This window comes from Enterococcus sp. DIV1096b, assembly GCF_050498765.1.
Lineage (GTDB): Bacteria > Bacillota > Bacilli > Lactobacillales > Enterococcaceae > Enterococcus_D > Enterococcus_D entomosocium.
The window spans coordinates 2,466,934-2,492,289 of the sequence record NZ_JBMHEK010000001.1; the positions used below are offsets into that span (position 1 = coordinate 2,466,934).

General features: G+C 44.5%; 24 protein-coding genes. 4 read left to right on the forward strand and 20 right to left on the reverse strand.

The window, feature by feature from the left end; genetic code table 11:
- Positions 1 to 4: 4 nt before the first annotated feature.
- From IGJ17_RS11630 to IGJ17_RS11660, 7 genes are all read right to left on the reverse strand, one after another.
- The gene (locus IGJ17_RS11630; RefSeq protein ID WP_429961419.1) at positions 5 to 1,510 is read right to left on the reverse strand and encodes a sulfatase-like hydrolase/transferase; all 1,506 of its coding nucleotides are present in this window, start codon (positions 1,508 to 1,510) and stop codon (positions 5 to 7) included.
- Between the two features lie 47 nt (positions 1,511 to 1,557).
- Positions 1,558 to 3,459: a beta-glucoside-specific PTS transporter subunit IIABC gene (locus IGJ17_RS11635; RefSeq protein ID WP_429960599.1), complete on the reverse strand. Its 1,902-nt coding sequence runs from the start codon at positions 3,457 to 3,459 to the stop codon at positions 1,558 to 1,560.
- 97 nt (positions 3,460 to 3,556) lie between these two features.
- A complete protein-coding gene (locus IGJ17_RS11640; protein WP_225869304.1) occupies positions 3,557 to 4,381 on the reverse strand; it encodes a PRD domain-containing protein in 825 nt (274 codons plus the stop codon).
- 215 nt (positions 4,382 to 4,596) lie between these two features.
- The gene (locus IGJ17_RS11645) at positions 4,597 to 5,910 is read right to left on the reverse strand and encodes a DUF438 domain-containing protein (protein ID WP_429961420.1); all 1,314 of its coding nucleotides are present in this window, start codon (positions 5,908 to 5,910) and stop codon (positions 4,597 to 4,599) included.
- Positions 5,907 to 6,140 carry a DUF1858 domain-containing protein gene (locus IGJ17_RS11650; protein ID WP_005234687.1) on the reverse strand — a complete coding sequence of 78 codons (234 nt, stop codon included), beginning with the start codon at positions 6,138 to 6,140 and terminating at the stop codon, positions 5,907 to 5,909. Before IGJ17_RS11650 ends, IGJ17_RS11645 begins: the two co-directional genes overlap by 4 nt.
- Before the next feature lie 113 nt (positions 6,141 to 6,253).
- The gene (locus tag IGJ17_RS11655; protein WP_429961421.1) at positions 6,254 to 6,988 is read right to left on the reverse strand and encodes an ABC transporter permease; all 735 of its coding nucleotides are present in this window, start codon (positions 6,986 to 6,988) and stop codon (positions 6,254 to 6,256) included.
- Entirely contained in the window at positions 6,985 to 7,704 is a 720-nt protein-coding gene (locus IGJ17_RS11660; protein ID WP_034872330.1) for an ABC transporter ATP-binding protein, read from the reverse strand. Before IGJ17_RS11660 ends, IGJ17_RS11655 begins: the two co-directional genes overlap by 4 nt.
- Positions 7,705 to 7,800: 96 nt before the next feature.
- Here IGJ17_RS11660 and IGJ17_RS11665 point away from each other — a divergent pair, with 96 nt between their 5' ends.
- From IGJ17_RS11665 to IGJ17_RS11675, 3 genes are read left to right on the forward strand one after another with little or no spacing between them, the layout of a single operon-like run.
- On the forward strand, positions 7,801 to 8,553 hold the full coding sequence (locus IGJ17_RS11665; protein ID WP_429961422.1) for a polysaccharide deacetylase family protein: 753 nt from the start codon (positions 7,801 to 7,803) through the stop codon (positions 8,551 to 8,553).
- A complete protein-coding gene (locus tag IGJ17_RS11670) occupies positions 8,550 to 9,527 on the forward strand; it encodes an ABC transporter substrate-binding protein (RefSeq protein WP_429961423.1) in 978 nt (325 codons plus the stop codon). The genes IGJ17_RS11665 and IGJ17_RS11670 overlap by 4 nt, the downstream gene beginning before the upstream one ends.
- A 51-nt stretch (positions 9,528 to 9,578) precedes the next feature.
- Positions 9,579 to 9,983 carry an arsenic metallochaperone ArsD family protein gene (locus IGJ17_RS11675; RefSeq protein ID WP_086317419.1) on the forward strand — a complete coding sequence of 135 codons (405 nt, stop codon included), beginning with the start codon at positions 9,579 to 9,581 and terminating at the stop codon, positions 9,981 to 9,983.
- 56 nt (positions 9,984 to 10,039) lie between these two features.
- Here IGJ17_RS11675 and IGJ17_RS11680 read toward each other — a convergent pair whose 3' ends face one another.
- Both IGJ17_RS11680 and IGJ17_RS11685 read right to left on the reverse strand, forming a co-directional pair.
- The gene (locus tag IGJ17_RS11680; protein ID WP_429961424.1) at positions 10,040 to 11,302 is read right to left on the reverse strand and encodes a PTS sugar transporter subunit IIC; all 1,263 of its coding nucleotides are present in this window, start codon (positions 11,300 to 11,302) and stop codon (positions 10,040 to 10,042) included.
- 109 nt (positions 11,303 to 11,411) lie between these two features.
- Complete coding sequence (locus tag IGJ17_RS11685; RefSeq protein WP_429961425.1) at positions 11,412 to 12,068, reverse strand: YczE/YyaS/YitT family protein; 657 nt, start codon at positions 12,066 to 12,068, stop codon at positions 11,412 to 11,414.
- 92 nt (positions 12,069 to 12,160) lie between these two features.
- Here IGJ17_RS11685 and IGJ17_RS11690 point away from each other — a divergent pair, with 92 nt between their 5' ends.
- A complete protein-coding gene (locus tag IGJ17_RS11690; RefSeq protein ID WP_429961426.1) occupies positions 12,161 to 12,832 on the forward strand; it encodes a cyclic nucleotide-binding domain-containing protein in 672 nt (223 codons plus the stop codon).
- 122 nt (positions 12,833 to 12,954) lie between these two features.
- Here IGJ17_RS11690 and IGJ17_RS11695 read toward each other — a convergent pair whose 3' ends face one another.
- From IGJ17_RS11695 to IGJ17_RS11745, 11 genes are all read right to left on the reverse strand, one after another.
- Entirely contained in the window at positions 12,955 to 14,397 is a 1,443-nt protein-coding gene (locus IGJ17_RS11695) for a glycoside hydrolase family 32 protein (protein WP_429961427.1), read from the reverse strand.
- A gap of 43 nt (positions 14,398 to 14,440) precedes the next feature.
- On the reverse strand, positions 14,441 to 15,817 hold the full coding sequence (locus tag IGJ17_RS11700; protein ID WP_429961428.1) for a PTS transporter subunit EIIC: 1,377 nt from the start codon (positions 15,815 to 15,817) through the stop codon (positions 14,441 to 14,443).
- Positions 15,818 to 15,963: 146 nt separating this feature from the next.
- Positions 15,964 to 16,959 (reverse strand): LacI family DNA-binding transcriptional regulator, encoded by a 996-nt coding sequence (locus IGJ17_RS11705; RefSeq protein WP_195264709.1) that lies wholly within the window; start codon positions 16,957 to 16,959, stop codon positions 15,964 to 15,966.
- A gap of 373 nt (positions 16,960 to 17,332) precedes the next feature.
- Positions 17,333 to 18,643: an NCS2 family permease gene (locus tag IGJ17_RS11710; protein ID WP_429961429.1), complete on the reverse strand. Its 1,311-nt coding sequence runs from the start codon at positions 18,641 to 18,643 to the stop codon at positions 17,333 to 17,335.
- 160 nt (positions 18,644 to 18,803) lie between these two features.
- Positions 18,804 to 19,403, reverse strand: a complete 600-nt coding sequence (locus IGJ17_RS11715; protein ID WP_086316410.1) for an NUDIX hydrolase N-terminal domain-containing protein — start codon at positions 19,401 to 19,403, stop codon at positions 18,804 to 18,806.
- 206 nt (positions 19,404 to 19,609) lie between these two features.
- A complete protein-coding gene (locus tag IGJ17_RS11720; RefSeq protein WP_086316411.1) occupies positions 19,610 to 20,230 on the reverse strand; it encodes a zeta toxin family protein in 621 nt (206 codons plus the stop codon).
- Positions 20,231 to 21,097, reverse strand: a complete 867-nt coding sequence (locus tag IGJ17_RS11725) for a class II fructose-bisphosphate aldolase (RefSeq protein ID WP_010747730.1) — start codon at positions 21,095 to 21,097, stop codon at positions 20,231 to 20,233.
- Between the two features lie 22 nt (positions 21,098 to 21,119).
- Entirely contained in the window at positions 21,120 to 21,512 is a 393-nt protein-coding gene (locus tag IGJ17_RS11730) for a hypothetical protein (protein ID WP_086316412.1), read from the reverse strand.
- An 18-nt stretch (positions 21,513 to 21,530) separates the two neighbouring features.
- On the reverse strand, positions 21,531 to 22,820 hold the full coding sequence (locus tag IGJ17_RS11735; RefSeq protein WP_005234662.1) for a PTS sugar transporter subunit IIC: 1,290 nt from the start codon (positions 22,818 to 22,820) through the stop codon (positions 21,531 to 21,533).
- Positions 22,821 to 22,851: 31 nt separating this feature from the next.
- Positions 22,852 to 23,154 carry a PTS sugar transporter subunit IIB gene (locus IGJ17_RS11740; RefSeq protein WP_005225455.1) on the reverse strand — a complete coding sequence of 101 codons (303 nt, stop codon included), beginning with the start codon at positions 23,152 to 23,154 and terminating at the stop codon, positions 22,852 to 22,854.
- A gap of 24 nt (positions 23,155 to 23,178) precedes the next feature.
- Positions 23,179 to 25,248, reverse strand: a complete 2,070-nt coding sequence (locus IGJ17_RS11745) for a BglG family transcription antiterminator (protein ID WP_429961430.1) — start codon at positions 25,246 to 25,248, stop codon at positions 23,179 to 23,181.
- Between the last annotated feature and the right edge of the window lie 108 nt (positions 25,249 to 25,356).

A 25,356-nucleotide genomic window follows, 5' to 3' on the forward strand; every position in this document is an offset into this window, starting at 1 on the left:
TTCTTTATTTCTTTTGTGCGATTGTCTGCCTCTGACTATTGCTTAAACCTAAGCGCTGATACTCGCTTTCAGGAGCTTCAATCTGATTCATTACTTTAATCAATTTCTGAATCATTTCTTGTTCAATCAGTGGGTCATGAAACGGTGTTAACTGCTTTGGATCATTCTTTAAATCAAACAACAAGTGGCCTACCGAATAAGAATCGATATAGGTGGAAACTTCGACTTCTGTGTAAGGAAAATGATTTGTAAATCGATTGCCCTTTTTCAAGACCATGCTGTCTAAGACCTCTTTATTCAAAAAACCACGCAATGAAGCATAACTAAGCGTCTGCATTGTGATTGGTCCATTCGAAGGGTGAACCGATGCACGCATATACACATAACGACCATCGTAGATATTGACATGACCGCCGTTTGTACCAAAAATAATTTCTTGATGAAGCGGTTGCGAATGCTGTTTTTTCAACACAGGCAACAAAGATTTGCCATCCATATCTAAGGTGTTCTCAATTTCAAAATAATCCAATAAAGTTGCTGGAATATCGATGGTTTGACTCAATACTGGAGTATGGGTTCCCGATTCAGCTTGTGGGTAACTGATGAAAAAGGGCAGATGAATGATTTCTTCATACATCGGTGCTACGTTTTTTCCTAACCAGTCATGTTCCCCTAACAAAAAGCCATGGTCGGTATTCACAATGATCAAGGTATCCTCCCACATATTATTTTTTTCTATAAAGTCCAGCACTCGTCCTAAGTGATGGTCACACATACTGATCAACGCTGCGTATTCTTTTTGCAGCTCAATCAAATCCTGCTCGCCAACGTCTTTTGTTACACGACCATATTTTGGCCAAAAGTAAGGTGATTCATTTGGTGTCTCCTGGTACAATTTGCGATAGGTTTCTGGCACATAAAATGGTTCATGGGGGTCAAAACATTCGACTTGCAAAAACCATTGATCTTCATTTTTGTACTGTTCCAAAAAATCCAAACCGGCTTGGATCGTTTGAACCGTGGACAGGTCTTCTTCTACTGCTTGCCGTGTTCGATTCGCAAAATGCTGTTCCACAGAAATACCACTCTTATTTAACGGATTCAGCGGTGGATGATTCTCTGCCTGTTTTCTTGGAACCCATCGGTCGCCTTCTTGTCCTCTAAATCCTTCCCATGTGGAATAACGGTTATGATACGTGGCACCGCCATCTTCAAAGTAATGGGAATGGTCGGTTACCAAATGACAATAGACACCATTTTGCTGCAGCGTATCAAAAATTGACGAATCAAACGGTTCTAATTGTCCCCACGAACGATGCATAAAATTGTAACGACCTGTATGAATTTCTCTTCTCGCTGGCATACAAGGCATGCTGCCACCATAAAAGTTGTCAAACGTAATCGTTTTTTCTCTTAACCGTTCAAAATTTGGCGTGTTGATCCAATCGTTTCCGTAGTTTGATAAAAAATCTCTAGCCAGAGTATCAAACATCAGCATAATTGCTCGCATAGCATTCTTTCCTTCTTTCTTTTCTTTCCTTTTCTTGGTCGTTGCGACTACTTGACGATCGTTATCGCCCCTCGATTATCATCAGCGATCACATCTAAGTATGCGGAAGTATTCGTAACGACGATCGGCGTCACTAACGAGTATCCTGCCTCTTCAATTTCTTCTTTATCAAATGTAAGCAATACCTCTCCTTGCTTGACCTGATCCCCTTGCTTGACTTTTGTTTCAAAAAAACGACCATCTAAGTTCACTGTATCCATGCCGATGTGAATCAACACTTCCACGCCATCGTCCGACTTCAAGCCAATCGCATGCTTCGTTGGAAACAGTGTTTCAACTACTCCGTCAAAAGGTGCTCGAACCAGTCCTTCATCTGGTGAAACTGCTAAGCCTTTTCCTAATAGTCCATTTGCAAATGCTTGATCTTCTACTGCCGACAAAGGCAAAACGATGCCTGTTAATGGTAACGAAAAAGTGATTTCTTTCGCTGCTCTTTCTTCTGGGATCAAAGGCGAGGCTTCGTTATTACTAGCTGTTGCTTCTTGCCGATCCTCTTGCGGATCATACAAGAAAGTAATCGTTAAAATAAATGATAAGACGAATGCTACAGTGATTGCTAATACATACCCATAAAAGCCGCTTCCAATGCCTTCTGTCGGATCAATGTAGTTGGGTAAACTGAAGATACCCATCCCACCTATAATAAAGGATTTTGTTCCCATTGCACCCATGATCAATCCGCCGATCGATGCTGAAATCAAGGTCGCAATAAATGGTTTTTTTCTAGGCAACGTGATACCGTACAAGGATGGCTCCGATACCCCAAACAGACTGGAAATAAATGCGGGAATCCCGATTGCCCGAATAGAATTATTTCTAGACTTAATAATAACTGCCAGCACAGCTCCTGCGGTCGCAAAAGGAGTCGCTTGTCCTAAGACCATCACTGGGTCGTAACCAAGAACACCAATATTGTTGATTGCGATCGGAATGATCCCCCAGTGAAGACCAAACATGACCAACACTTGCCAAACAGCACCAACTGCAATCCCTGCAATAATTGGGCTGAAGTTATAGATCGCCAACACAGCCGCACCCAACAAATTGCCGATCCATGTCGCGATCGGACCAATGACAATGAAAGTCAGCGGAACCATGATCAAGACAGTTAGAAACGGAACTAAGAAACTCCGTACAATACTAGGAATGATTTTTGTAATGCCTTTTTCTAATCTGGCACCAAAATAGGTAGCAATGACGATTGGAATAACACTGGAACTATAACTCATTAAAATGACTGGTATTCCTAAAAAAGTGACATAAACAGGCGATTCAAAAACGGTTCCTGCAAACAAGGTATACAACGGTTCGGCATTTGCCGTCAAGCCAGACAAGGCTGGATAAACAAGGGCAGCACCGATCGCCATACCGACAAATTGCTTTAAACCAAATTTTTTCGCTGCGGTATATCCTAAAAAGATTGGAAAGAAGTAGAAGAAACAATCACCTGCTGCTTGCAAAATCGCATAGGTTCCTGACGTATTCTCAATCCATCCCAAAGAAACAAATAGCGCATTTAATCCTTTGATCATTCCTGTGGCAGCTAGAAGACCCAATACAGGTGTAAAGATACTGGAGATCACATCGATAAAAGCATCCAGCGGTCCTTTCTTTTCTCCCGAAGGTGCCTCATCATTTCCTGCCAATCCTGCATGTTGAACAAATTCTTGGTACACCTCTGGCACATGATTGCCGATCACGACTTGGTATTGACCGCCGCTTTGAACGACTGTCACGATTCCTTTCGTCTTTTTCAGTGTTTCTGTGTCTGCTTGCTCCTCATGTTTTAAATCAAAACGCAGTCTTGTGATGCAGTGGGTCACCCCATTGATATTTTCTTTTCCGCCGACTCCTTTTAAAATTTCATCGACCAATTCTTGATATGCCATCGTTCTCATCCTTTCAATGTAAAAATAAAAAGCAAGACAAATAACTATTCCTTGATGGAATAATTATCAGTCTTGCCTGCATTATCAGTAACAACCTTTATTCGTTCTCTATTAATTTTTGAATGTGTAACGTTAAGTACAGCTTTTCATCATCGTTCAAGGGAACACCTAAATACTTTTCAATCAAAAGCATCGTCTTATACGCGTCTGCATACTGTCCGCTCACGTGTCCCAATAGCGGATTTGCTTTTACCACATCTGGTCGAGCCTTCAATCGCTGGAAAAAAAAGCGCAAATGGGTGATAAATCGATCGAATGCCAAAGAGTTTTCATCAATTTGTATCTTGTTAGAAAATCGAATAAGTGAAATAATATCGCGAATCTTTTTTGCAATCGATTGGACATCTTTTGGCTGATCAATCTCATCTGTTACTTGTGCATTGATCAAATGCATTGCTATATTTCCTGCTTCTTCTTCCTCAAAGACGACCCCTGTTTCTTGTCCGATCCGTTCCAATGCTTTTTTACCAACTTCAAATTCCTGCGGATAAAACTTCTTTAATTCCCATGATAATCGGTTCGTAACTGTGATTCCTTGTTCATGCAGTTTGAACAGATTATACAAATGATCGGTAAGTGATACATACAGCGTCTCGCTTAACTCCTGTTTTATTTCTGCTTTCGCAAGTGAGATAATATCATCCGCTAAAGACACATATTTTGTCGGAATGGATGACAATAAACTTAAAAATCGCTCGGAAACTTTGTTCTTATGAAGCACAAACACTTTTTCAATTTTTGATTCATCGGCGGTTTGTCCTGGTTTCATTTTGAAGCCAAGGCCGGTACCGATCCAGATAAAATCTTTGCCATCTTGTCCGACCAAAACTGCATTGTTGTTTAAGATTTTTTTGATCTTCAAGACGCTTCTCACCTCCTTAAAATGAAAAAAGGCGATACCTTAATACATGTGTAGGATCCATACACACGTAAAAAGGTATAGCCTGCATTATCAGTAACTACCCATTTGATTGCCTTTACTATACTATTTTTCTAGAAACGTTGCAAGCGTTTTATTGATTTTTCTTTTTTTCGCTTCGTTTTGAATAGACGCAGATCAGCCTTTCTCCAAACTGTTCACTGATCCAGCAAACGGCTTTGCCCTTCGATTTTTTGGATCTCCGTAATGTCTTGCGTGACTTCTAGACAACCTAAATAGATGCCTGCTTCGTTTTTTAATGCAAAATAGCGAATATAGATTTTACGGCCTCGCATATCGATCCAAAATTCAGCAGTCTCCCGTGTGCCCGCTCGAAAATCATCCAAAATCTGCTGCACGAGATGCATGCTTTTCGGTGGATGGCAGTTGACGACTTCACGGCCTAAAACCGAATTCGTTCGTGGAAAGACGCGACTCTTGCCTTCTGAATAAAAGCGCACCCGCTCTTCACTATCTACAAAGGTCAAGTCCACTGGCAACGTTTGAAAAATCGCCACCAATTGCTCAAATTGCAGATTACCAGTAGGCAATGAAACGGTCGGCTGTTCAGCAATTTGCGGCGAATCTTCCGATTCTGTGACTTGAAAGTCATTGAATCCTAAACCGGCTGCGATGCCAGCGGTTGTTTCTTGGGCTTGTTTGATCGCCGCTTGCCGTGCGGGTTCTGCCGCCTGTTCCTTTTCAAGGGCTTCTTGGCTCGGTTTCCAAGGAAGCGGTTCTGGGATAAAGGCAAAGCCGATGTCAAAGCTGTCAGCCGCAATTTGTTCCCAATCTTTAAGACTGAAGACATCCAGCGTCATAGGCACCATGATTTCTTCTTCTTTGAAAATCATCTCTTCAATCTCGTTTTTGACTGCTTCCCATTGGACAGCGATTGGATTATAGGCAGCTTTTTCGGATGCCAAAAGCTCATTGAGCGCTTTGATCATAACCCGAATATCATCATCAACACCCCACATCACTTTTGGCGGCGCAGTGATGCCGTACTTCTCCATGTAAGAAAAAATCAACGTTTCTTTTCGCGCATAGTGTTTGTCGATCTGCATTAAATCATTGCAGGCAGCTTGTAGACGCTTTTTAGGCGTCCAATCACCGGTTTTGATTTTGGCTAAGAGGCTGTCGATCTCATCGGCCAACAGGGATTGCAGGACTTGGTTCTCCAATTTCAGGGTATGCACAGGATGGCCTGGTTGCCCATATTCTTCATTGGAGTGATGGATCTCGTTGATCGAACCTTTGAAAACAGCAGCATGAATATTGCACAAACGCTGAATCTCAGAAGGGTCCAACCCCGTTTGGATCAAAGCTTTTTCAGCAGCAGTGATCTCCGTCACATCCACACCATCAAATTCTTCGTTAAACAAGCGTTTAGCTTCTCCAAAGGAACCGCCTTGGTGAAGCAAACTCAGTATTTCGACGATCCGTTCTTGTCTTTGACTGTTGGTTTTCATTTCGTCGCTCCTTTCACAAGAAACCCTTGTTTTTCGAAAGCGAGACAAACCCTTTCCAAGGGGATCTTCTTCATCTGAGCGCCTTTGGGAATCGTCATATAACGTCCAGCAGTTTGTAGCATCCCTGGTTGATTGATCGCCGTAAACCCTAGTTGACTCATGATTTCTAGTATTTCAGGATATTGTGCCACAAGTTCATAGAGCGTTTTTGACAGATCGATTTCTTTCATAGTAAGGTCTTCCTTTCAGTGAGAATGATTCTCAATAAGGTATCCTTAGTATAAATCATTTTGTTCAAAAATACACGAACTCCCGCAAACATTCATCAATCGATTATTTTTTTCTAAGATTGCCGGTAACGGCAAACCACTCTTTCCAACCAATCGATACTGGCAAAAAGCAGATAGCCCATCAAAGCAATCAGAAGGATCCCGGAAAGCATTTGCGGGTAGTCCATTTTTGACCACGCACTTAAGATCAGATAGCCGACACCATACGTCGTGTTGTAGTTTTCGGCAAAAAAGAGGGAAGCCAACGCAATCCCGATACTGACCCGCACACTGGCAAAAAGTGCGGGCATGAGTGCGGGCAAAATAACGAAGCGCAAGACATGGCGCCATTGATTGGTATAATTTTTCATGACCTGAAAGTAAGCTGACGGGATCTTTGTGACTGCATCACGAATCGAGACGATCACTTGAATGACGATTACCGCAAAAATCAAGAGAACTTTTGAGAGATTGCCTAAGCCAAAGAAAATCATAAAGACGGGTAAAAACGCAACTTTAGGAATCGGATATAAAAAGTAAAGCAGTGGACCAAGCAGCCGATCCACTCTTTGGGATCGCCCAATCAAGATTCCTAACGGCACCCCGACTAGCAACGCCCCACTCAACGCCGCAAATACCCGCAGCAAACTGGCACCTGCGTGGATCAGTAAGACTTCTCGTAATGCCCAAAAACGTTCAGCGGTTTCTAAAGGATTAGGCAACGAGCGATTGTTGGTCACCCAGCTTACACCCCACCAAACCACGACAAACGAACAGAAGCCCCAAACAAAAGATTTGATGGGTTTCATTGCCTCGCCTCCCTCATTTGTTCTTTCAACTGCAAGACGACTTCATAAAAAGCCAACGAGTCTCGTTCCAGCTGGCTGCCGTAAAATGGATTACTGATCGGCGTAACGTCCTGATCTTTTAGCAACAAAATCGTCTGCCCCAAAAACACTGCCTCTTCTGGATCGTGGGTCACCACGATTAAGCTGTTTTGTCTGCGCTGCTGTTGAGCAGCGATCATGGCTTGTGCGTTTGCTTTGGTTTCTTGGTCCAGTGAAGCAGTCGGCTCATCCAATAATAAAACATCGGGCTGTGTGATCAGTCCCCGCCCCATGGCAGCCCGCTGTTTTTGACCGCCGCTAAGCTGATGTGGATAGCGGTCCTGCACCTGCGTCAATCCCAACTCCGCCAAACAGCTTGTGACCCGTTTTTTACGGCTCTCACTGGGTGTTTGATTGATAAGCAGCGGCATTTCCAGTACTTGGTAAACTGTTTGCCAAGGAAACAAATGCAGTTCTTGGAAAACGACCTCGATGTTGTCAGGGGAACAGCCTTGGTAAGTGATCGTGCCTGATTGCGGTCGCTGCAACCCTTTGATCAAGGATAAAAGCGTGCTTTTGCCAATCCCCGATTCTCCCAGCAGCACATAGGTCGTTCCTTGTTCAAAACAAAACGAAAGATCCTTAAAAATGACGGTTTCCCCATACGTAAAGGAAACGGAATCGAATCGAATACTCATCAGAGAATAAACTTCTTTCTTAAAATTATTTGTGTTGGTTTTCACATTTTATGCTATACTATTTTTTGCGTGATTGACAAGAAAGGATGGTTTATGATGTTTCAGACCCTCGTATTTCATGAAATACGTCCCGAAGCAGAACTTTATGATCAGGTGCGCCCGATCAAAGTCGCAGACGGCTATCAAGATGCCTTGCCTCTGCCCTTATTCAATAGCACTTCTCATTTTAAACAACAAATCGACTTTTTGAAAGCAGAAAATTACCATACGTTGACCCTTGCAGAAGTCAAAGATTTTTATTTCCGGCAGCAGCCGCTACCAGAAAAATCCGTGTTGCTGACCTTTGACGACTGTTATCAATCAATGAAAGAATATGCCTACCCACTGTTGAAGGAAGCTGGTTTCAAGGCCACTGCCTTTGTCGTGACCGGCTGGCTTTTTGATGCCCCTCAGCCTTACGAACCAGAACTTTCGCGGACATTGAGCAGTGCCGAATTAGCCGAAATGAGCGATGTCTTCGAATATGCCAATCATACCGCTCATTTTCACGAACGCAAGAACCAGCAAGGGCGGTCAATGTGGGAAACACCGGCAGCCTTTGCGCAAGACTTACGAAGCTGCAATCAGCACGTGGCCATCAAGGATGTTTTTGCCTATCCCTTTGGCTTTTATGATCAGCAGACGATCGCAACACTAGAAAATGAAGGCTTTGTTCTGGCATTTACAACCAAACCAGGCATCAATACGACAAAAACCAAGCCAATGGAACTCCATCGGGCAGTCATCCCGTTCTCACTACCAATGGCTGCTTTTGAACAACGATTTAGAAACGAGGAAATGAACCAATGAAAAAAACGATTTTAGCAAGTATCCTAGCACTATTCGCTGTTGGCGCTGCCGCATGCGGCAACACTGGCGAAACAGCAAGTACCAGCAATTCAAGCACTAGCAGTACAGAAGCTGCGGTCACGGATCAAACATTGACGATCGGGGTGTTACCAGCAGAATCAGCGATTCCGATCATTCTAGCAAAAGAAGAAGGCTTTTTCGAAAAGCAAGGATTGACTGTGGAACTCAAATCCTTCACTTCCCCGAATGACCGCAATGTGGCGGTGCAGGCAGGCGAGCTGGATGGTACGATCAGCGATGTCATGACAGAAGCGACCTTCAAGCAAAACGGCATCGATATGACGATCACTTCTGATATTTTGGAAAACTTCAAGATTCTCGCTTCACCGAATTCAGGGATTACTGAGATGAAAGGGTTAGCGGATAAAAAAATCACCCTTGTACCGAATTTCATTTTAGAATACATCATGGATCAATTTGCACAAGAAAATGATTTTACTTATGACATCGTGGATATCGCTTCTTTTTCTGCCCGTTCCGAAGCATTGCTCAATGACCAAGTCGATGGCGCTGTTTATACGGAACCGCAAGCCAGCATGTTGGCTGCCCAAGGGGCGATTGTTTTAGGCAGCTCTAAAGAAGCTGGCATCAAAGGCGGCACACTGCAATTTATGGACGAAGTCATCCAAAATCGCCCGCAAGACCTAACAGCATTTTATACTGCTTACAACGAAGCCATCGATTATATGAATGCTCATTCAGCAAAAGACTATGCCGACATCTTGGCAGACTATCAATTCCCAGATGCTATGAGTACTTACTTAGACAGCCAGGAAGACTATCCTTATGCCCAAGCTGTACCGCAAGAGCAATACGACGCGATCATTGCTTGGACGAAAGACAAAGGACAAATCGACCAAGCATATTCCTACAACGAGTTGACCAATTTCGATTTTTTACCCGCTGACGAATAAGAAACAACAAAAAAGACGCATTTGCGTCTTTTTTTGTCTTTTCACTTCTTTTTGACACTCTTTTTTGCTCGTGGCAAGAAATTCAGGTATACTTTTGACAAATCAGCTGCCATGAAAGGATTTGATTTAATGCCAACGATCGCTGTTTATGCCGACCAGAAAGAAGATACTTGGGAAGCACACTTGACTCACCAGTTAAAAATAAATGAAGAAAGGACCCAGGCTCATCAAACATTCCATAACGAACCTTTAACGATCGACGAATACTTCTTTACAGAAGATCCTGCCCCTTTTCATACGAATCAAGCCGTCAAGCAGCAATTAGCAAGCAATGGCCGCAGCTGTCTGCCACTCGTTTATGTCGACGATCAGCTATTTTGCCAAGGTCGCTTGCCAACGATCCGTGAATGGGAACAATTGACGAAATCTGGGATCACTGTGCAATTTGATGAGTAGCAGCCACTGTTTTCTTTGCCAGACAAAACAACGCACCACGTGCCAATCATAAGCGTTTAGTTCTCCCCCTTCGCGGCAACTGCGTCAGTAACGCCTTTTTCTTCTTCCGTTAAACTTCGTTCGCTGATTTTAAAGAATGGATAGTAGATCGCCACACTAATCAGTAAGGAAGCGATACTCCAAAGAACAGCAGGGATATTGCCGCCGGTTGCAAGGTAAGTATTGATAAAGGGCGGTGTGGTCCACGGTGGATTGAACATGATTCGCCCAATGACATTGGTGACCGACAAGAAATACGTTCCGACACATAATACAAGGGGTGTCAGGATGAAAGGAATCATCATAATAGGGTTCATCACGATCGGAAACCCAAAAATGATTGGCTCATTGATACAAAAAATAGCAGAGGGCAAAGCCATCTTCCCTAGGGAACGATAGGCTTTTTTCTTTGAAACTAACATGTTGATGATCAGCCCCAGTGTTGAACCAGTGCCTCCATAGCACAAAAACATGATATAAAACCCGCCTGCAAAAATGTTCGGTAACGGTTCGCCTGCAGTGTAGGCTTCGGTATTGGCTGCTAATAAAGCTAGAAAAATCGGATCGCCGATACTCCCCATCACATTGCTGCCATGAATCCCTAAACACCAAAGCAACAAAATCAAAAAGGTATACAACAGCATCCCAGGCAATGTGTTTAGACCAACTGCCAGCGGTGAAAAGATGGCTTGCACGAATTGATTGACATTAAATTCCAACAAGACCCGAATCACCCAGGCACCAGTGATGATGGCAGCTCCGGGAAGCAAGACCGAAAAACTCTTGGCAACTGCGGGCGGCACTTCTGCTGGCATCCGAATCACTAAGCGGTGCTTGAGAAAAAAGCGATGGATCACTACTGTCGCAATCGCTGTGACGATTCCTGTAAACAGACCAGACGCCCCCAAAGAAGCTGGATCGATCGTCCATTCTTCCCCCGCCTGCAGCAGCAAAAACGCGCAGACTGCCAACACGACAGAACCGATCCGATCGATCTCATACGAAGCCGCCAAATAGTAGGCGATCCCGATACAAGCGGCCAGTCCCAAAATCCCAAATGTAAAATTGCTGGCGGCGCCTAGTTTGATGCCAAACTCCCCGACAAACTCGGTCCAGCCGGGAAAAGGCAGATTGGCTAAAATCAAAAAGAGACTGCCGATAATCGTCAGCGGCATCGTAACGGCGACTCCGTTACGTACGGCAACTAAAAATCGATTTTCACTGATCCTAACCAATCTTGGTGCAAAATTTTCCTGAAACCCTTCAATCAACCGATTCATCCTGTCTCCTCCTACTAAATATCTCGCTTTTTTAATAAGAGTAGCATAAAAAACGCTTTCTGCATTTTTAGAACACTCGACGCCTTCCCGATTCCAAGAATACTGCTGGCTAGCTGTTTCTTTGCCAAATGGGTAAAGCCCCTGCCAAATCACGTTCCTTCGACCAAGCGATGGCACCTGACAGCAAAAAGAAACTAATGACCGTCCCTTCCCTCACCGCTAGCGGTAAGCCCAAACTGATTGCTAGCAAGAGCGCCCCCGAAATACAGACTGCATCAACGCCATAACGGTACTGCTTAAATGTCCAACGACTGCGTTGCGCCAGCAAATGACACCAGTGCTCGATTGGAAATTTCAAGACCTGCAACCGTAGGACTTGCCCCGTCGCCGTTCCAGAAATCAAGATCCCACCGATCAAAGCAGCTAGTTGGCTCCAATAATTCGTCAAGTGCAGCGATGCCAAGAAGTAGTAAACAAAGCCATTGATCAAATAGCCGAAAGCCAGCAAAGCGAAAAACATAATCAAGTACTCACTGCCTTTTTGTTTGAGGGGCGTCTGCCGCCGATCCAATAGCCAACAGGCAGCTAGAAAGCCCAAGTTGATGGCTGTTGTGATGGTGCCGACTTTGATTCCTGACATCGTTGCCAGCGTGACATTCAAGGCATTAAAACTACTGACCCCAACGCCTGCTTTAATGGTCAAGCTGATCCCGAATGCACTCAGCCCATAAAAAATCCCTGATCCTATCCATTGCTTTTTATTCATTTTTTCTCCCACACTTTCGTTTTTGCTTTTCTAAGTATGTGCTATACTGACTAAAAACAAATAGGAGATTTCTCCTAGTTCGGAGGGGAAAAGTGAAAAAAACCGCTTATGCCTTGGCAATAAAGCAGGTACCAATCAAAGAAAATTGCCCCTTGCCGATTCCTGAGGAGATTTTACAACAAAGTGCCCTCTGGACCTTTGATCATCGAGAAGCGATCCAAAAAGAAACGGTGCCGATGTCGGTCTTTTTTGTCCTATTGACTGGCAAAGCCAAGATCATTCAAACGCAAGAAAACGGCAAACGTGCCTTGCTGCAGTTTCTCCATCCTGGTGATTGCATTGGCGATCTCACGTTGATTGGCGCCGAAACAGTACCGAAAACCGTGGTTGCGATCGGTGAAACAACATGTCTGGGCATTCCGATGCAAGCAGCAGCTCACGGGCTCATGCAAGACCTGGCTTTCGTACAAACACTAGGCAAAACTATCGGTGAAAAATTGCTGCTGCGTATGGATCATTTTTCCGTCAATCAAACCTATCCCTTAGCTTGGCGCCTTGCTCATCTACTGTTGGAAGCTTCGATCGATGATCTTTTTCAAGAAAAATTGACGGAGACCGCCGAATACTTAGGCGTGAGCTATCGCCATTTGACGTATACCTTAAAAGATTTCAAAACGCAAAAACTAGTCACAAAAACTGAAGACGGCTATCGGATCGATGCGCCTGCGCTGCAGACCTTTATCCAAAACCAACAAAAGCAGTAACAAGCAAATAACGACAGCAAAATAGTTGGTATGATACACCCCCTAAAAGCCAGAGAAAAAGCTGACTCTTGGGGGTGCAACAAGAAAAACCAACTGTTTGCTGTCGTTTTCGGGACGTTGCTTTATTTTTTCGCCAATGCCCAAGCATTGACACTAACCGTGCCGGTTCCGCTGAGAGCGATCGCCGCGGTCCGTTTTGGATACACGCGAGAGGTCAAACAATATTGCCCGCCATTTAGGAAGATCTCAATGGAAGACGTATCGACGAAAATCTGTAGCTGCATCAGTTCATCGACCTTGACACTGCGCTGTTTACGACCGTAGCCAGAAACGCCATGATGGATCGTGAAGACACCAGCTTCATAAGCCAAAGTCGTATCTTGCAAAAGTCCAAGCTGGAACTGCTGCAATGGGGCTTCCGCCGTAACTTGCAACTCATATGCCAATTCATCGAAAGACAAGTGCTGCGGTTTCTCTGAAAGCACAATTTTTTGTCTGACTTGCTTGTCTCGCAATTTTTGGAATTCTGGCAAAGGTTCTTGATACAACTGGTCATTTTTGACCGAAAGCTGTCTTGGCAGCGTTGCGGCATGCTGCCAGCCGCGAGGGATCGTAGGATTGCTGTATTCAGGACTGGTATCTCCTAGCCCCATCCAGCCCCACAAGATCCGACGTTTCTGCTCATCTTCAAAGGTTTGCGGGGCATAGAAGTCAAACCCATAATCAAGTTCACGAAACGCAGAAGTTTCTTTAAACGTCAGGGTTTCCCAATCCACCTCACCGATCAGATACCCTGATTGATGAATATTTTGGTAGGCATGTTCTTTGGCTGCCAAGCCTTGCGGTGAGAAGACCAACACATCTTTGCCATCTAAATGGAAGTAGTCTGGGCATTCCCACATGTAGCCTAGAGCATAGTCCTCACCGAAAAAGATTCCTCGATAGGTCCATTCATTTAAATCCGTCGATTCATAAATCAAAATTTTGCCTTCGTTTTCCAACGTACGCGCGCCTAGCAGCATATAGTAGGTGTCTTCGTGGGCAAAAACCTTTGGGTCACGAATATGATCGGTAAATCCTTCAGGGTAGTCCTCATGAGGAATCACGACTTCTTGCTTTTCGACGGTATAGCCGTCTTTACTGATTACATGGACCGTGTTTTGTTCTCGTCCGCTAAAGGTATAGTCATGATCACCGGGATGTTTGACATTCCCCGTATAGAAGAAATGGATCGCGTCATTCTCGATAAAGGCAGAACCCGAGTAGACCCCGTCTTTGTCATAGTCGTGTTCGGGAGAAAGAAACAGCGCTTCTTCTTGAAACGTGACATAATCCGTCGACGTTTTGTGTCCCCAGTGAGGTGGTTCCCCGCCATGGGGCGTTTGCGGTACATATTGATGGTAAAAATGAACCACGCCTTTGAATTGGCAAAGACCATTCGGGTCGTTCATCCATCCTGTTTCTGGCATCAAATGATAGTTCAAGCGCCACGCATCAGCACTGATTTTTTCTGCTAATTCGTTTTGTGTTTGGGCAAGCTGTGCCCAGTATTCCTTCGTTAACAATGCGGTACCTCTTTTCTCTTGCCGATGAACAGCAAGGGATTATTTATTGATTCAACTCTTTGGCTAGCGGTTTGCGCTGCAATTGGACACCAGCAAAACCGACACCAAAGGCAATCAAAATCACGACAACGTATTTCAGCATGGCACCGAAATCTCCAGTATACAACAATAGTCCTGGAATAAAAGTGATGCCCATCCCAGTGGCAGCTAATTGGAAGACATACGTCGCAAACCCGCCGACTGCGCCTCCCAGCATGCCTGCGCCAAAAATGCGCATCGAGCGTAAGTTGACCCCAAATAGTAAAGGTTCAGTGATCCCAAATAAGGTTGGAACCGCCGCACTGATGGCATTTGAGCGTTTGACTTTGTTTTTATAAATAAATGCCGCAGCGATCGCAGCCCCGAATTGTCCCGCCATACTTGCTGTACCTAAGACTTGTAGGACGTTTTCGCCTGTCGTATTCAATAACCCTAACTCAATAATACTTAACGAATGGTGCAATCCAGTGATCACGATCACTTGCTGAACCCCTCCGTAAATGATATAACCGATGCCCAATGGCGCTTGCACCAAGTAGACGATACTGTTGATGACTGCTCTTTCAGCTACTTGCAAGATTGGTCCTAACGCAAACAAAATCAAACCTAAAGTAATGACGATCGTTAAGAATGGTGTCACGATCAAATCCATCATTTGTGGAACAAATTTACGGAACCATTTCTCTAGCTTAGAAACTAAGATCCCGACAATAATTGCTGGAAAAATCGACCCTTGATACCCAGAGATAGATAAACCGAATAAGTGCAATGGATCTGCATCCCCGCTGGCAACTGCCCAAGCGTTCGGCAATTGCGGTGCCACCATCATTAATCCTACCACGATTCCGATGATCGGATTACCGCCGAATTTTTTCGTCGCACTATAGGCGATCAAAACAGGTAAAAAGGCAAACGCTGTATCCGTTAACATTTCAAACATGGCTAACCAGTCAGCACTATAGGTGACCCCCAACTCAGTCAATAATCCCCGAATCCCCATCAAAAGCCCCGTCGTTACCAAAGCTGGAATCAATGGCACCAAGACATCTGACAACGTGCGGACAACTTTTTGGACGGGTGACAGATTCGAATAAACATCATCTTTGAAGCCAGCTTTTTCAGCGGAGGCGTCATTGCCCATCTCTGTAGCGAAGGCTTGATACACTTCATTAACTTTTCCTGTTCCAAAAATGAACTGATGCTGTCCCGTGTTGAAAAAATAGCCCTTGCTGCCCTCAACTGCTTCCGCTTTGTCTTTATCTACTAACTGATCGTCTTTCAAAATCAAGCGCAAACGTGTGGCACAGTGTTCAAAGTTTTTGACATTTTCTTTGCCGCCAACAGCTTCTAACACTTGGTCGATCGTTTTTTGTTCCTTCATTTTTCCCACTCCTTTGATCGTCGGTCCATTTGTGGAACCGGTTCTACATTTGTAGATTAACAGAAACCGTTTGCAATTGCAAGCAAAGAAAATAAAAAAACAGAACGCCGCAACTGGACGTTCTGTTTTCTCGAAAAATATTTGCTTTATCGCTCCTGATTGTCAAGCTTGGCAGTCGACTGTTTGACCACTAATCGATTCGGTAATTCGATCACTTCAGGAACCTCTTCCCCTTGTGTCAGTTTTTGGATCGTTAAGACGGCATCGATGCCTAATTGGACATAGGGATATTGGGTCGTTGTGATGGTCGGATAGACATAATCCGTCGAATCATAGCCGCCAAATCCGTTCAAGGAAAAGTCTTGAGGCACTTGGTACCCTAGTTCATGGGCGGCTTTCAATACAGCAACAGCGATATTGTCCGTAGCACAGGCGATGTACGTTGCCGGTTGATCTTTCAAGAACACAAGAGCTTTTTGGTACGTTTCTCTTCTAGAAAAAGACGTTTCGATAAAGTCCACCTTGACGTTGGGGGTTTGTGCCAAGACATCAAGAAATCCTTTTTTTCGCAAGACACCTACCGCATAATCATTCTCGCTGACCCCAACGAATAAATAACGTCGGTGGCCAGCGCTGACTGCATATTCTGCCATGGTTTTGCCCGCTTGATAATCTTCATGGACGATGGAATGAATGCCAGCTAACTGTTGGCCTAACAATAAAACCGGCATAGGAACCTCTGCCAGCACCGCTTGCAGCTGCGGCGTGATTTTGCGCGCAAAAAGGATCATCCCTGCTACTTTTTGTTTGACTAGCATTTCGATATTTTCTAGTTCCCGTTCATCGCTTTGATCAGAGTTGGTGATCAGCATTTGATAGCCGTTTTCCCGAGCCGTCGTATCGATCCCTTTTAACACATCATTTGTCGAGGGCGAATTCAATCGAGGAATGATCACGCCCAGCAATTTCGTGTCTTGGGCTTTCAGCGATCGAGCAAATGTATTGGGGCGATAACCAGTTTCAGCAATGATCTGATCAATTTTTTTGCGCTTTTCTTCACTGATATAGCCATTGTTCAGATAGCGGGAAACCGTACTTTTCGCTACTCCCGCCTTTTCAGCAATGTCCTTGATCGTTGTCATGATTTCCCACCTTTGTATTTTCTTTTATTATAACAATAACTGAAAGAAAAGCGCAGGTTTTGCGTAAAAATTGTTGGGTTGGGCGGTTTTGGAATGAAGCTTCACTTCAAAGTAATCTTACAATCAATGAATGGTTGAGAAACTAAAATCTCCCTTTACAAGCTATGGCGAAGATCGATCAGATCATTGAGCATATTTTTTAAGCAATACACCGCCATGATTCGTCAGCAGATAAACCACGGATAGTAAACCATTATTGGATTCTGAACATTTTTATAGCAAGCGACATATAAGAAAAAAACCAGTTAAGCCACGCTTAGCTGGTTTTTCATTAGTAGAAATCCAATCCTAAGTTTACATTAAAACGCCTCTATCACACATTCAAAATCCACATAAACCCAAGAAAGACAAAGAACAAGCCGTACATGATCGGTGAGACTTCTTTGCCGCGTTTGGCTGCTAACATGGTGATTGGGTAAAAGATGAAGCCCAAGGCGATCCCATCGGAGATGCTGTAGGTCAACGGCATGCCTAGTAGAATCAAGAAGGCTGGGATTGCGATTTCCATTTCGTGCCATTTGATTTCTCGTAGCGATTGTGCCATCAGCACACCTACGACGATCAGTGCTGGTGCCGTCACTTGGGAAGTAACAACGGATAGCAATGGTGAAAAGAACAAGCCGAACAAGAAGAAAATTCCAGTCGTCACAGCAGTCAAGCCAGAACGACCGCCCACGGCGATCCCAGCGGAAGATTCCACATACGCCCCTACTGGTGAGGTCCCTAATAAAGAACCGGCGAGCATGGCAGTGGAGTCAGAAGCAAGTGCTTTGCCGACTCGTGGCATTTTGTTGTCTTTCATGAAGCCAGCTTGATTGGCAAGTCCCACCAAGGTGCCTGCGGTATCAAAGAAAGTGACGAGTAAGAAAGTCAGCACCACGACCCACATTTGCAGGGAGTTGATGTCTCCTACATGGTTGAGCGCCACTAAGAATGTGGAAGAAATACTTGGTGCAGCAGAAACGATACTGGATGGTGCTTGGATCAAGCCAGTCAAAAGACCTAAAACAGTTGTTGCGGCCATCCCGATAAAAATTCCACCAGGAACTCTGCGAACCATCAAGACGGCAGTGATCACTAGACCAAAAATCATCAGCCACGTCGTACCGACACTCAATGAACCTAGTGCCACAAGGGTCGAATCGTCGGAAACGATGATCCCGCCTTCGCTCAGTCCCAAAAAGGCGATGAACAGACCGATCCCGCCAGAGATGGCGTATTTTAAATCAGCAGGGATCGCATCAATGATCAGCTCCCGTAATTTGAAGATCGTGATCACGATGAAAATCAGTGATGCCACAAAAACGCCAGCTAATGCTGTTTGCCATGGAACCCCCATTCCAATACAGACTGAATAAGAAAAGAAAGCGTTGATCCCTAATGCGGGTGCTGTAGCGATCGGATATTTTGCTAAAACCCCCATCAAGATACAGCCCAATGCACTGGCTAACGCCGTTGCTGTAAAGACGGCACCTTCGTCCATCCCAGATGCCCCGAGGACCGTTGGATTGACGAATAAAATATAGGCCATTGAGATAAAGGTGGTGAAACCAGCTAAGATTTCTCGTTTGACCGTTGTTTGTAAGGTATCTAGCCCAAAAAAGGAATTGATTTGATTCTTCATTTTTACTCCTCCAGCAATCAAGCAAAGGTGTCGCAATTGCTTGATTTTTTATAATGAAAACGACGAAATCAATCATAAACCAACTTTATCTGCAAGTAAATATTATCCGGTTAAAAAAACCAATAAAACGCTTTTTCCAACATCTTACCCTTAGCTGTTTTTAATCAACGTGTAACGACTTCTCATTCATCAATTGCTCCAGCTGTTCCTTGGTGGTGCGCTTGATGGAAAGCTTTGGCAACTCGTTCAACGCAAAGTAATCGCTGTTGGAAGTTTCACTGTTTTTGATAAAGTCCCCTGCCAGAACCTCACATTCAAAGACCAACTTATAGTATTGAAACACTTGCGGAATGTCTTGTCTTAGATTCGTATCAAAAATTGCTCGCAGCTCCTTCACCTCTACTAGCAAACCGGTTTCTTCCAGCACTTCTTTTTTGATGTTTTCCCGAGGCGTCAAGCCAATCTCTGCATAGCCACCCGGCAGTGACCATTCTTTCGTCAGGCTGTCTTCCACTAGCAAGATTTTTTCGTCTTTTTGGATCAATGCTCGTACGTCGACTTTAGGTGTAGGATACCCCTCATTTTTTTCTGTTAAAAGGGTCAACGCAGCTGCGTCTTGATCCACGACGGTACTCATCAAATGCAATGCCAACTCTTTGATTTCTTGGTATCGTTCCTTATCGTACACATCTTTGCCATAGTACAAACCTGCTTCAGCGATCGATAACAGGCGTTTGTATTGCGCAAAATAATCTTTCATCCATTCCCCGCCTTTTCCATTTCTCTGTTATGCTTCTTATTCTAGAGGAAATCGGCGGTTTTGCAAAAGAAAGTCTTCTGAGACATAAGAAACAATCCGTCTTGCTTTGACAGCTAAACTTCCCCAAAAGCTGAATCATGAGAAATAGCTCCTCAAAAAAAGCAGTTGGCATGTACCTAGAACAGGTATAACGCCCACTGCTTTGCTTATTTACTTAGCTCAATTGCGATTCTCTCGATCAATGGGCGATAATCCACTTGCTTGTAATCTTCCACATTGACTTCGATAAGCTCCCCTAACTGAAAGTCATCGTAACGGCGATCGCTGATGATTTGCCGAAACGCTTCTTTGGTTATATGGTTGGTTGCAGCTTGTCTATCTTCCAGCACATCCCCGTAATGGTATCGTTCCATGATAAAACTCAAATGACGGTCATCCGCTCGATCACGTATGAAACGTCTTTCCCATAAGGTTTCAAAAGAAGCAGTCAAGCGAATGGTCAAGCACTCATAACCATAGCTTTGGGCGAGAAAAGTTAGCAATGGCTTCTGTTTTTCACTAAAAGGGTATTCCGAGACCACCAAGCGTTTTCCTAAAGACATGTACAAGCCCAATGCCTGATAGTAAAAAGGCCAAACATACTGCTTTTCGATCTGGGCTTTTTCTGCCAATGAATCAAAGCCGAGGGATTCGGCATAGCACTCTTTGATTTCATCTGGCGTAAGAGCGAAAAGATCAGGAAAACGTGTCTTCAACAGATCCAGTAAATAACTTTTTCCAGTTCCAGGGCTGCCTGCCAATAAAACAAGCATCTTTTTGCGTACCATCTATTTGCCGATCGCAGTCGGCGCTTTCGTATTCATGAAAAGACCGATCTTGTGCTTGACGATTTCTTTGATGGCTTCATTGGATGGGATCACGTTGTGACGCAATGATTTGTTGACTTCCGTTGCCCCAAAATTTTCTTTCGCAATCTTCGTCCAGTTCACCAACAATTCAGTACCTACATTAAACTTACGAATGCCGTTATTGATCAATTCAGGATAATCTTCTTCTTTGACGCCAGTTCCTCCATGAATGACTAGCGGCACGTCGACGACTGCATGGATCTCCTTCAATAACTCAACATTCACTTCGGTTTTGGAGCGGAATTGACCGTGATTGGTTCCGATAGCGATGGCTAGCGCATCGACGCCAGTAGCAGCGACAAACTCTACCGCATCTTCTGGGCGTGTGAAGACTTTATCGTCTTCTTCCACATGAATGCCTTCTTCTGTGCCGCCGATCGTTCCTAGTTCTCCTTCGACGGACACCCCATGGGCATGAGCGTATTCTACGACTGCGCGCGTTTTCAAAATGTTTTCTTTGAAGGGCAAATGCGAGCCATCATACATCACCGAGCTATAGCCGCTATCAATCGCCGCTTTGATCTCATCGAAATCTCTGGCATGGTCCAAATGCAAGACAGCGTCCACCAGCTCGTGATCGGCAATCGTTTTGACGACATTGACCAAGACATCATAGCCGATGTATTTCGCCGTATCGATACTTGTTTGAATGATGATAGGTGCCCCCATCTCTTTGGCTGCCCGTAGCATGCTTGGCAGCATTTCTAAATTATGGGTATTAAAAGCCCCCACTGTAAAATTCAATGCTTCTGCTGTTTTCGTTACTTCTTTTAATGTTGTATACATCCTTGATTCCACCTCGTCTAGTTTAATTGCCGCTGATCGTAAGTTGTTTGGCGATTTGCCGCATTTCTTCCATTTTATCCATGTAATAGTCGATCTTTGCATCATCGCCATTTCGTGCGGCGGTGGCACGCTGAGCATTGTAAAGGGACATCAGTTTTTTGTAGCCGTCCCCGATCGATTTCTTCGCCTGCAAACTTTTTTCCAATGCGTCGATCGCTTCTTCTGTGCGAGAAAGTTTTGCCTGGGCTAAGCCTAACGCTTCATACAATTTTGCCTGTTCGTCGATGTCGGTTTCTGCTTGCAACTGACTTTCTAAAGTTTTAATAAGCGCTTTTTCCTCTTGGCTTTCTTCAGCGGTCAAAGGAACCGCTGGTGTTTCTGTGGGCTTTTTTTCTTTTTTGAAAAAAGAGAACATGCGTCTTCCTCCTAGCGATTAAAAGTTTTTCAACAATGGACTGATGATCCAAGCATATAGCAGGGCTGCCGTGACGGTATCCACATCAGTTGCCGTAGCGTTAACAAAGCCCATTTGATTGAAGATCGTCACAAGTAGTGCTGGTAGTAACGTAATGAAGAAACCGTGGAAGATCCCTCCGATGATCGCCCCTCGACGTCCACCGACCGCATTGCCGAAGATCCCAGCGGTACCGCCGGCAAAGAAGTTCGTCAGCATCCCCGGCAAGATCATCGCCAAGCCAAAGACTGGTAAAACGAACATGGCGATGACTGTCCCAATCGTTGTAGTAATGAAGCCTAAAATAACTGCGTTTGGGCTATATGGGAAGAACACCGGGCAATCGAGTGCTGGTTTTGCATCGGGCACCAATTTCATGGCGATCCCACGAAACGCCGGGACAATCTCGCCTAAGAGCAATCGCACACCGGCTAACAAAACATAGACCCCAACCACGAATTGGATGGCTTGCAAGAAGGCATACATGATATAGTTTTGATCACCAGAGAGCGTAGAAGCAAAGGTTTCTCCAGCAAACAAGACCGTCACGATATACAGTGGAACCATCACGACCATGACAGAAAGATAGGTGTCTTGTAAAAATTCAAAAGAACGTGGCAGTTTGATGTCTTCGATCGATTTTTTCTTCTCGCCTCTTTCCCCAAACAGATAGGCAACGCCTGCTTCAAAGAGGTAGCCGATCGTACAGAAATGTCCGAGAGCAATGTCGTCTGACCCAGTGACTTTGCGGATGATGGGCTGAGCCATCGCTGGCATCGCTACGGCAAAGATCGCCCCAATCAACCCACCGATAAGAATCAAGACAACGCCCCGTAAACCAGCGAAATAGCCAAAGACCGTCGTCATGGTCGCCATCCATAAAATGGCTTGACCCGTTAAGAAGATATATTTCCATTTTGTAAAGCGTGCCAATAAAATATTAAAAACAAAGATGGCTAAAAATGTCAGCGCTATGTCCCGACCCAAGCCCAACTCATTCATCGCTTGCCCGTTGATGGCTTCGATGGAAGGGATTATTCCTTGCATGTCGAATCCTTCTGTGAAAATCTCGCCGAAATAGGTCAAACTACCGACGATGATGCTAGAACCAGCGCTTAAAACCTGGAAGCCCAGTAGCGTCTTCAAACTTCCTGAAATGACTTGACCTGCTGACTTTTTCTGAAGCAGCAGCCCTAACATCGCGATCAAAGCGATCGTGATCGATGCCTGCGTTAAAATATTATCAATGATAAAATTGATGATGCCCATTTTTTCAAACTCCCTTCGTCATGCCTCTTCCTTACAGTGCGCCTTTTTCCGTTAATACTGGGGTGATTTTTTCTTCGATTTCTGGTTTTGAAACGATGTTGCGTAAATAAATGATTGCGGTTGTCGGGTCCAAGGCAAACTTTTCAAATTGCGTTCGGAAATTCTCTGCCGTAATGATGATGTCTGGTTTCATTGATACCGCTGATGAGATATCGACATGATCCAATTTCGCCTCCACTCCTAATTTCGTTAAGACATCTTCTGTTGACATCTGAGCCGCAAAGCTGCTGCCAAGACCTGCACCGCATACGAATAAGATCGATAATTTGTTCATGATTTTTTCCCCTTTTCTTGTTTTTTATGAAAATAGCAATGATTGAAACGCTTCAATCGTAGAGCAAGCCAGCAACTGCGTGACTTTTTCTTCATCATTGATCAGTTCGATCAATTCCTTCATGATGGCAAGATGAGAGTAGGAGTCCACCGCAGCCAAGCAAAAAATGATTTTGACGGGGTCCATTTCTGGGTTCCCAAATGCGACTGGCGGCGCCAAGGTGAGGACACTCACACCCAACTGCTGGGCGCCATCTTCTGGTCGAGCATGCGCCAGCGCCAAATGTTTGCCAATGACGATATAAGGCCCGTATTCCTCCACCGCCGCAACCATTGCCTCGATATAGCGTTTTTCGATGATCTGTTCTTTTAGTAGCGGCTGCGCAGAGCGTTCAATGGCTTCTTCCCAATTTTGAACAGGAACGTTTAATTGAATATGACTAGCGGATAAAACATCTTTTAACATTGGCTGAATCTCCCTTGCATTAATGGCTAATTGATTTTGTTCAAACAAGTGTGCCAATTTGCGATAGGCGGCAGCATCGACCGTCCCACCGCTTTCTTCAATGACTGTAAGCAATTGATTGAAGAACAGCGTGGCATTTTTTTGGTCAAAGGCGATCCGCTTGAATTGTTCATTGTTTTTTAAGAAACGGCGGATCACTTGGTGATTTTCTTCATTGATGATCGGTGGGATCAGTAATACCGGCTTTTCTCGATAATCGATCTCATAGGTTGAAAAAACCAGATCCACATCGAATTTCGTGATCAAATTGACTTCTTGTGAATTCAAGACTGCCGCAACTTCTACTTCTGGAAACTTCTCCTTGAGGCTGGCTGCCAGCAGATTGCCGGTTGCCATTCCATGGTTACAGACGACGACCGCCTTATAGATCGTAATAATCTCGTGGTTCAATGAACTTAGGGCTGTAGAAAAATGAATCACGAGAAATGTCAGTTCATCTTCTGATAGTGGTTGACCGACGATCTCTTCGATCGTGGGGGCGAATCCCTTGACGGCTTGGTAGATTTGTCCATAATTTTTGCGAACGGTCTCTTTGATCGGATTGGGTACTTGAATGCCGCTCTTGGCTCGAACGATCAGCGCTGCCATATGTTTATACAATCCCTCTAACAACTCTTCTTCCTTTTTACTAAAAGGGATCTTGGTTTGGCATTCCACAAATTGGATCAGCTGCAGCGACAAGAGTTGCGCATGCGCCCATTCGATGGAATTGGACAAATCTTTAAAATTCAGTGATTCGATGATGAAAGAAAGATAGTTGACTTCGATTTCTGGTGGCTCGATCGAAAAGGTTTCAGCGATCGCCTGGATATAGGCTGACCCTTGGAGCGGATTGCTGGAAGTAGACCAGTTCATGCGAGTGATAAATTCCTTCATTCTGATGCGCATCAGCCAAATGGCGGTAAATAATAAGATTTGGCTGCTGTACAACTCATTTTGATTTGGCGGCAACACTGCTTGCATCACTTGTTGGATCTGTTTGATTTCTTTTTGCGGCAAATAGCGATAAAGCAATTTTGTAAAGACTAAATCTGGGGTCTGTTTATCAAGTGGCAGTCTACCGATCCGCTGATTGATGATGTCAAAAATCATCGTCCGAATCGCTCGTTCCGATCCATTCAACCGCAGTCCTTTTTTTCCTAGACTAATGATCTCAATGCCATATTTATTGATGTCCGCCCGCAAACGGCGCATGTCTTCATCCATGCTGCTTTTCGATATCTGGTACGCTTCTTCTTTTTTATTCAACACCAGGATCTCTTTTGAAAATGTCAGATGCAGTAGCAGATCAAAACTACGCTCTTCACGGGTCATATATTCCGACTGTTGTGCCTGTAATGCCTGCCAAACGATGGCTTGCTGCTTTGAGGGCATTTTCAAAAGGATGCCCTTTCCTCGAAGGGTTTGGACCGGTCCGATGTGTAAGTCAGCGAGAAACGTGTTGATCTCATTCAAATCATTGCGGATCGTCCGCCCACTCGCTGCGGTCTCTTCTGCCAGTTGCTCGATGGATAGTGGATAATCAGTCACCAACAGGCGATGCAAAACATCTACGATTCGTTTTTTCACAACTTTCTCTCCTTCTCTGATTTGAGTATATGATTTCGCTTACAACAAAAAAAGTAGATGTTTCTGCCACTTTAGTTTGCAAAAATGTAAACGCTTCTATTTCGAAAT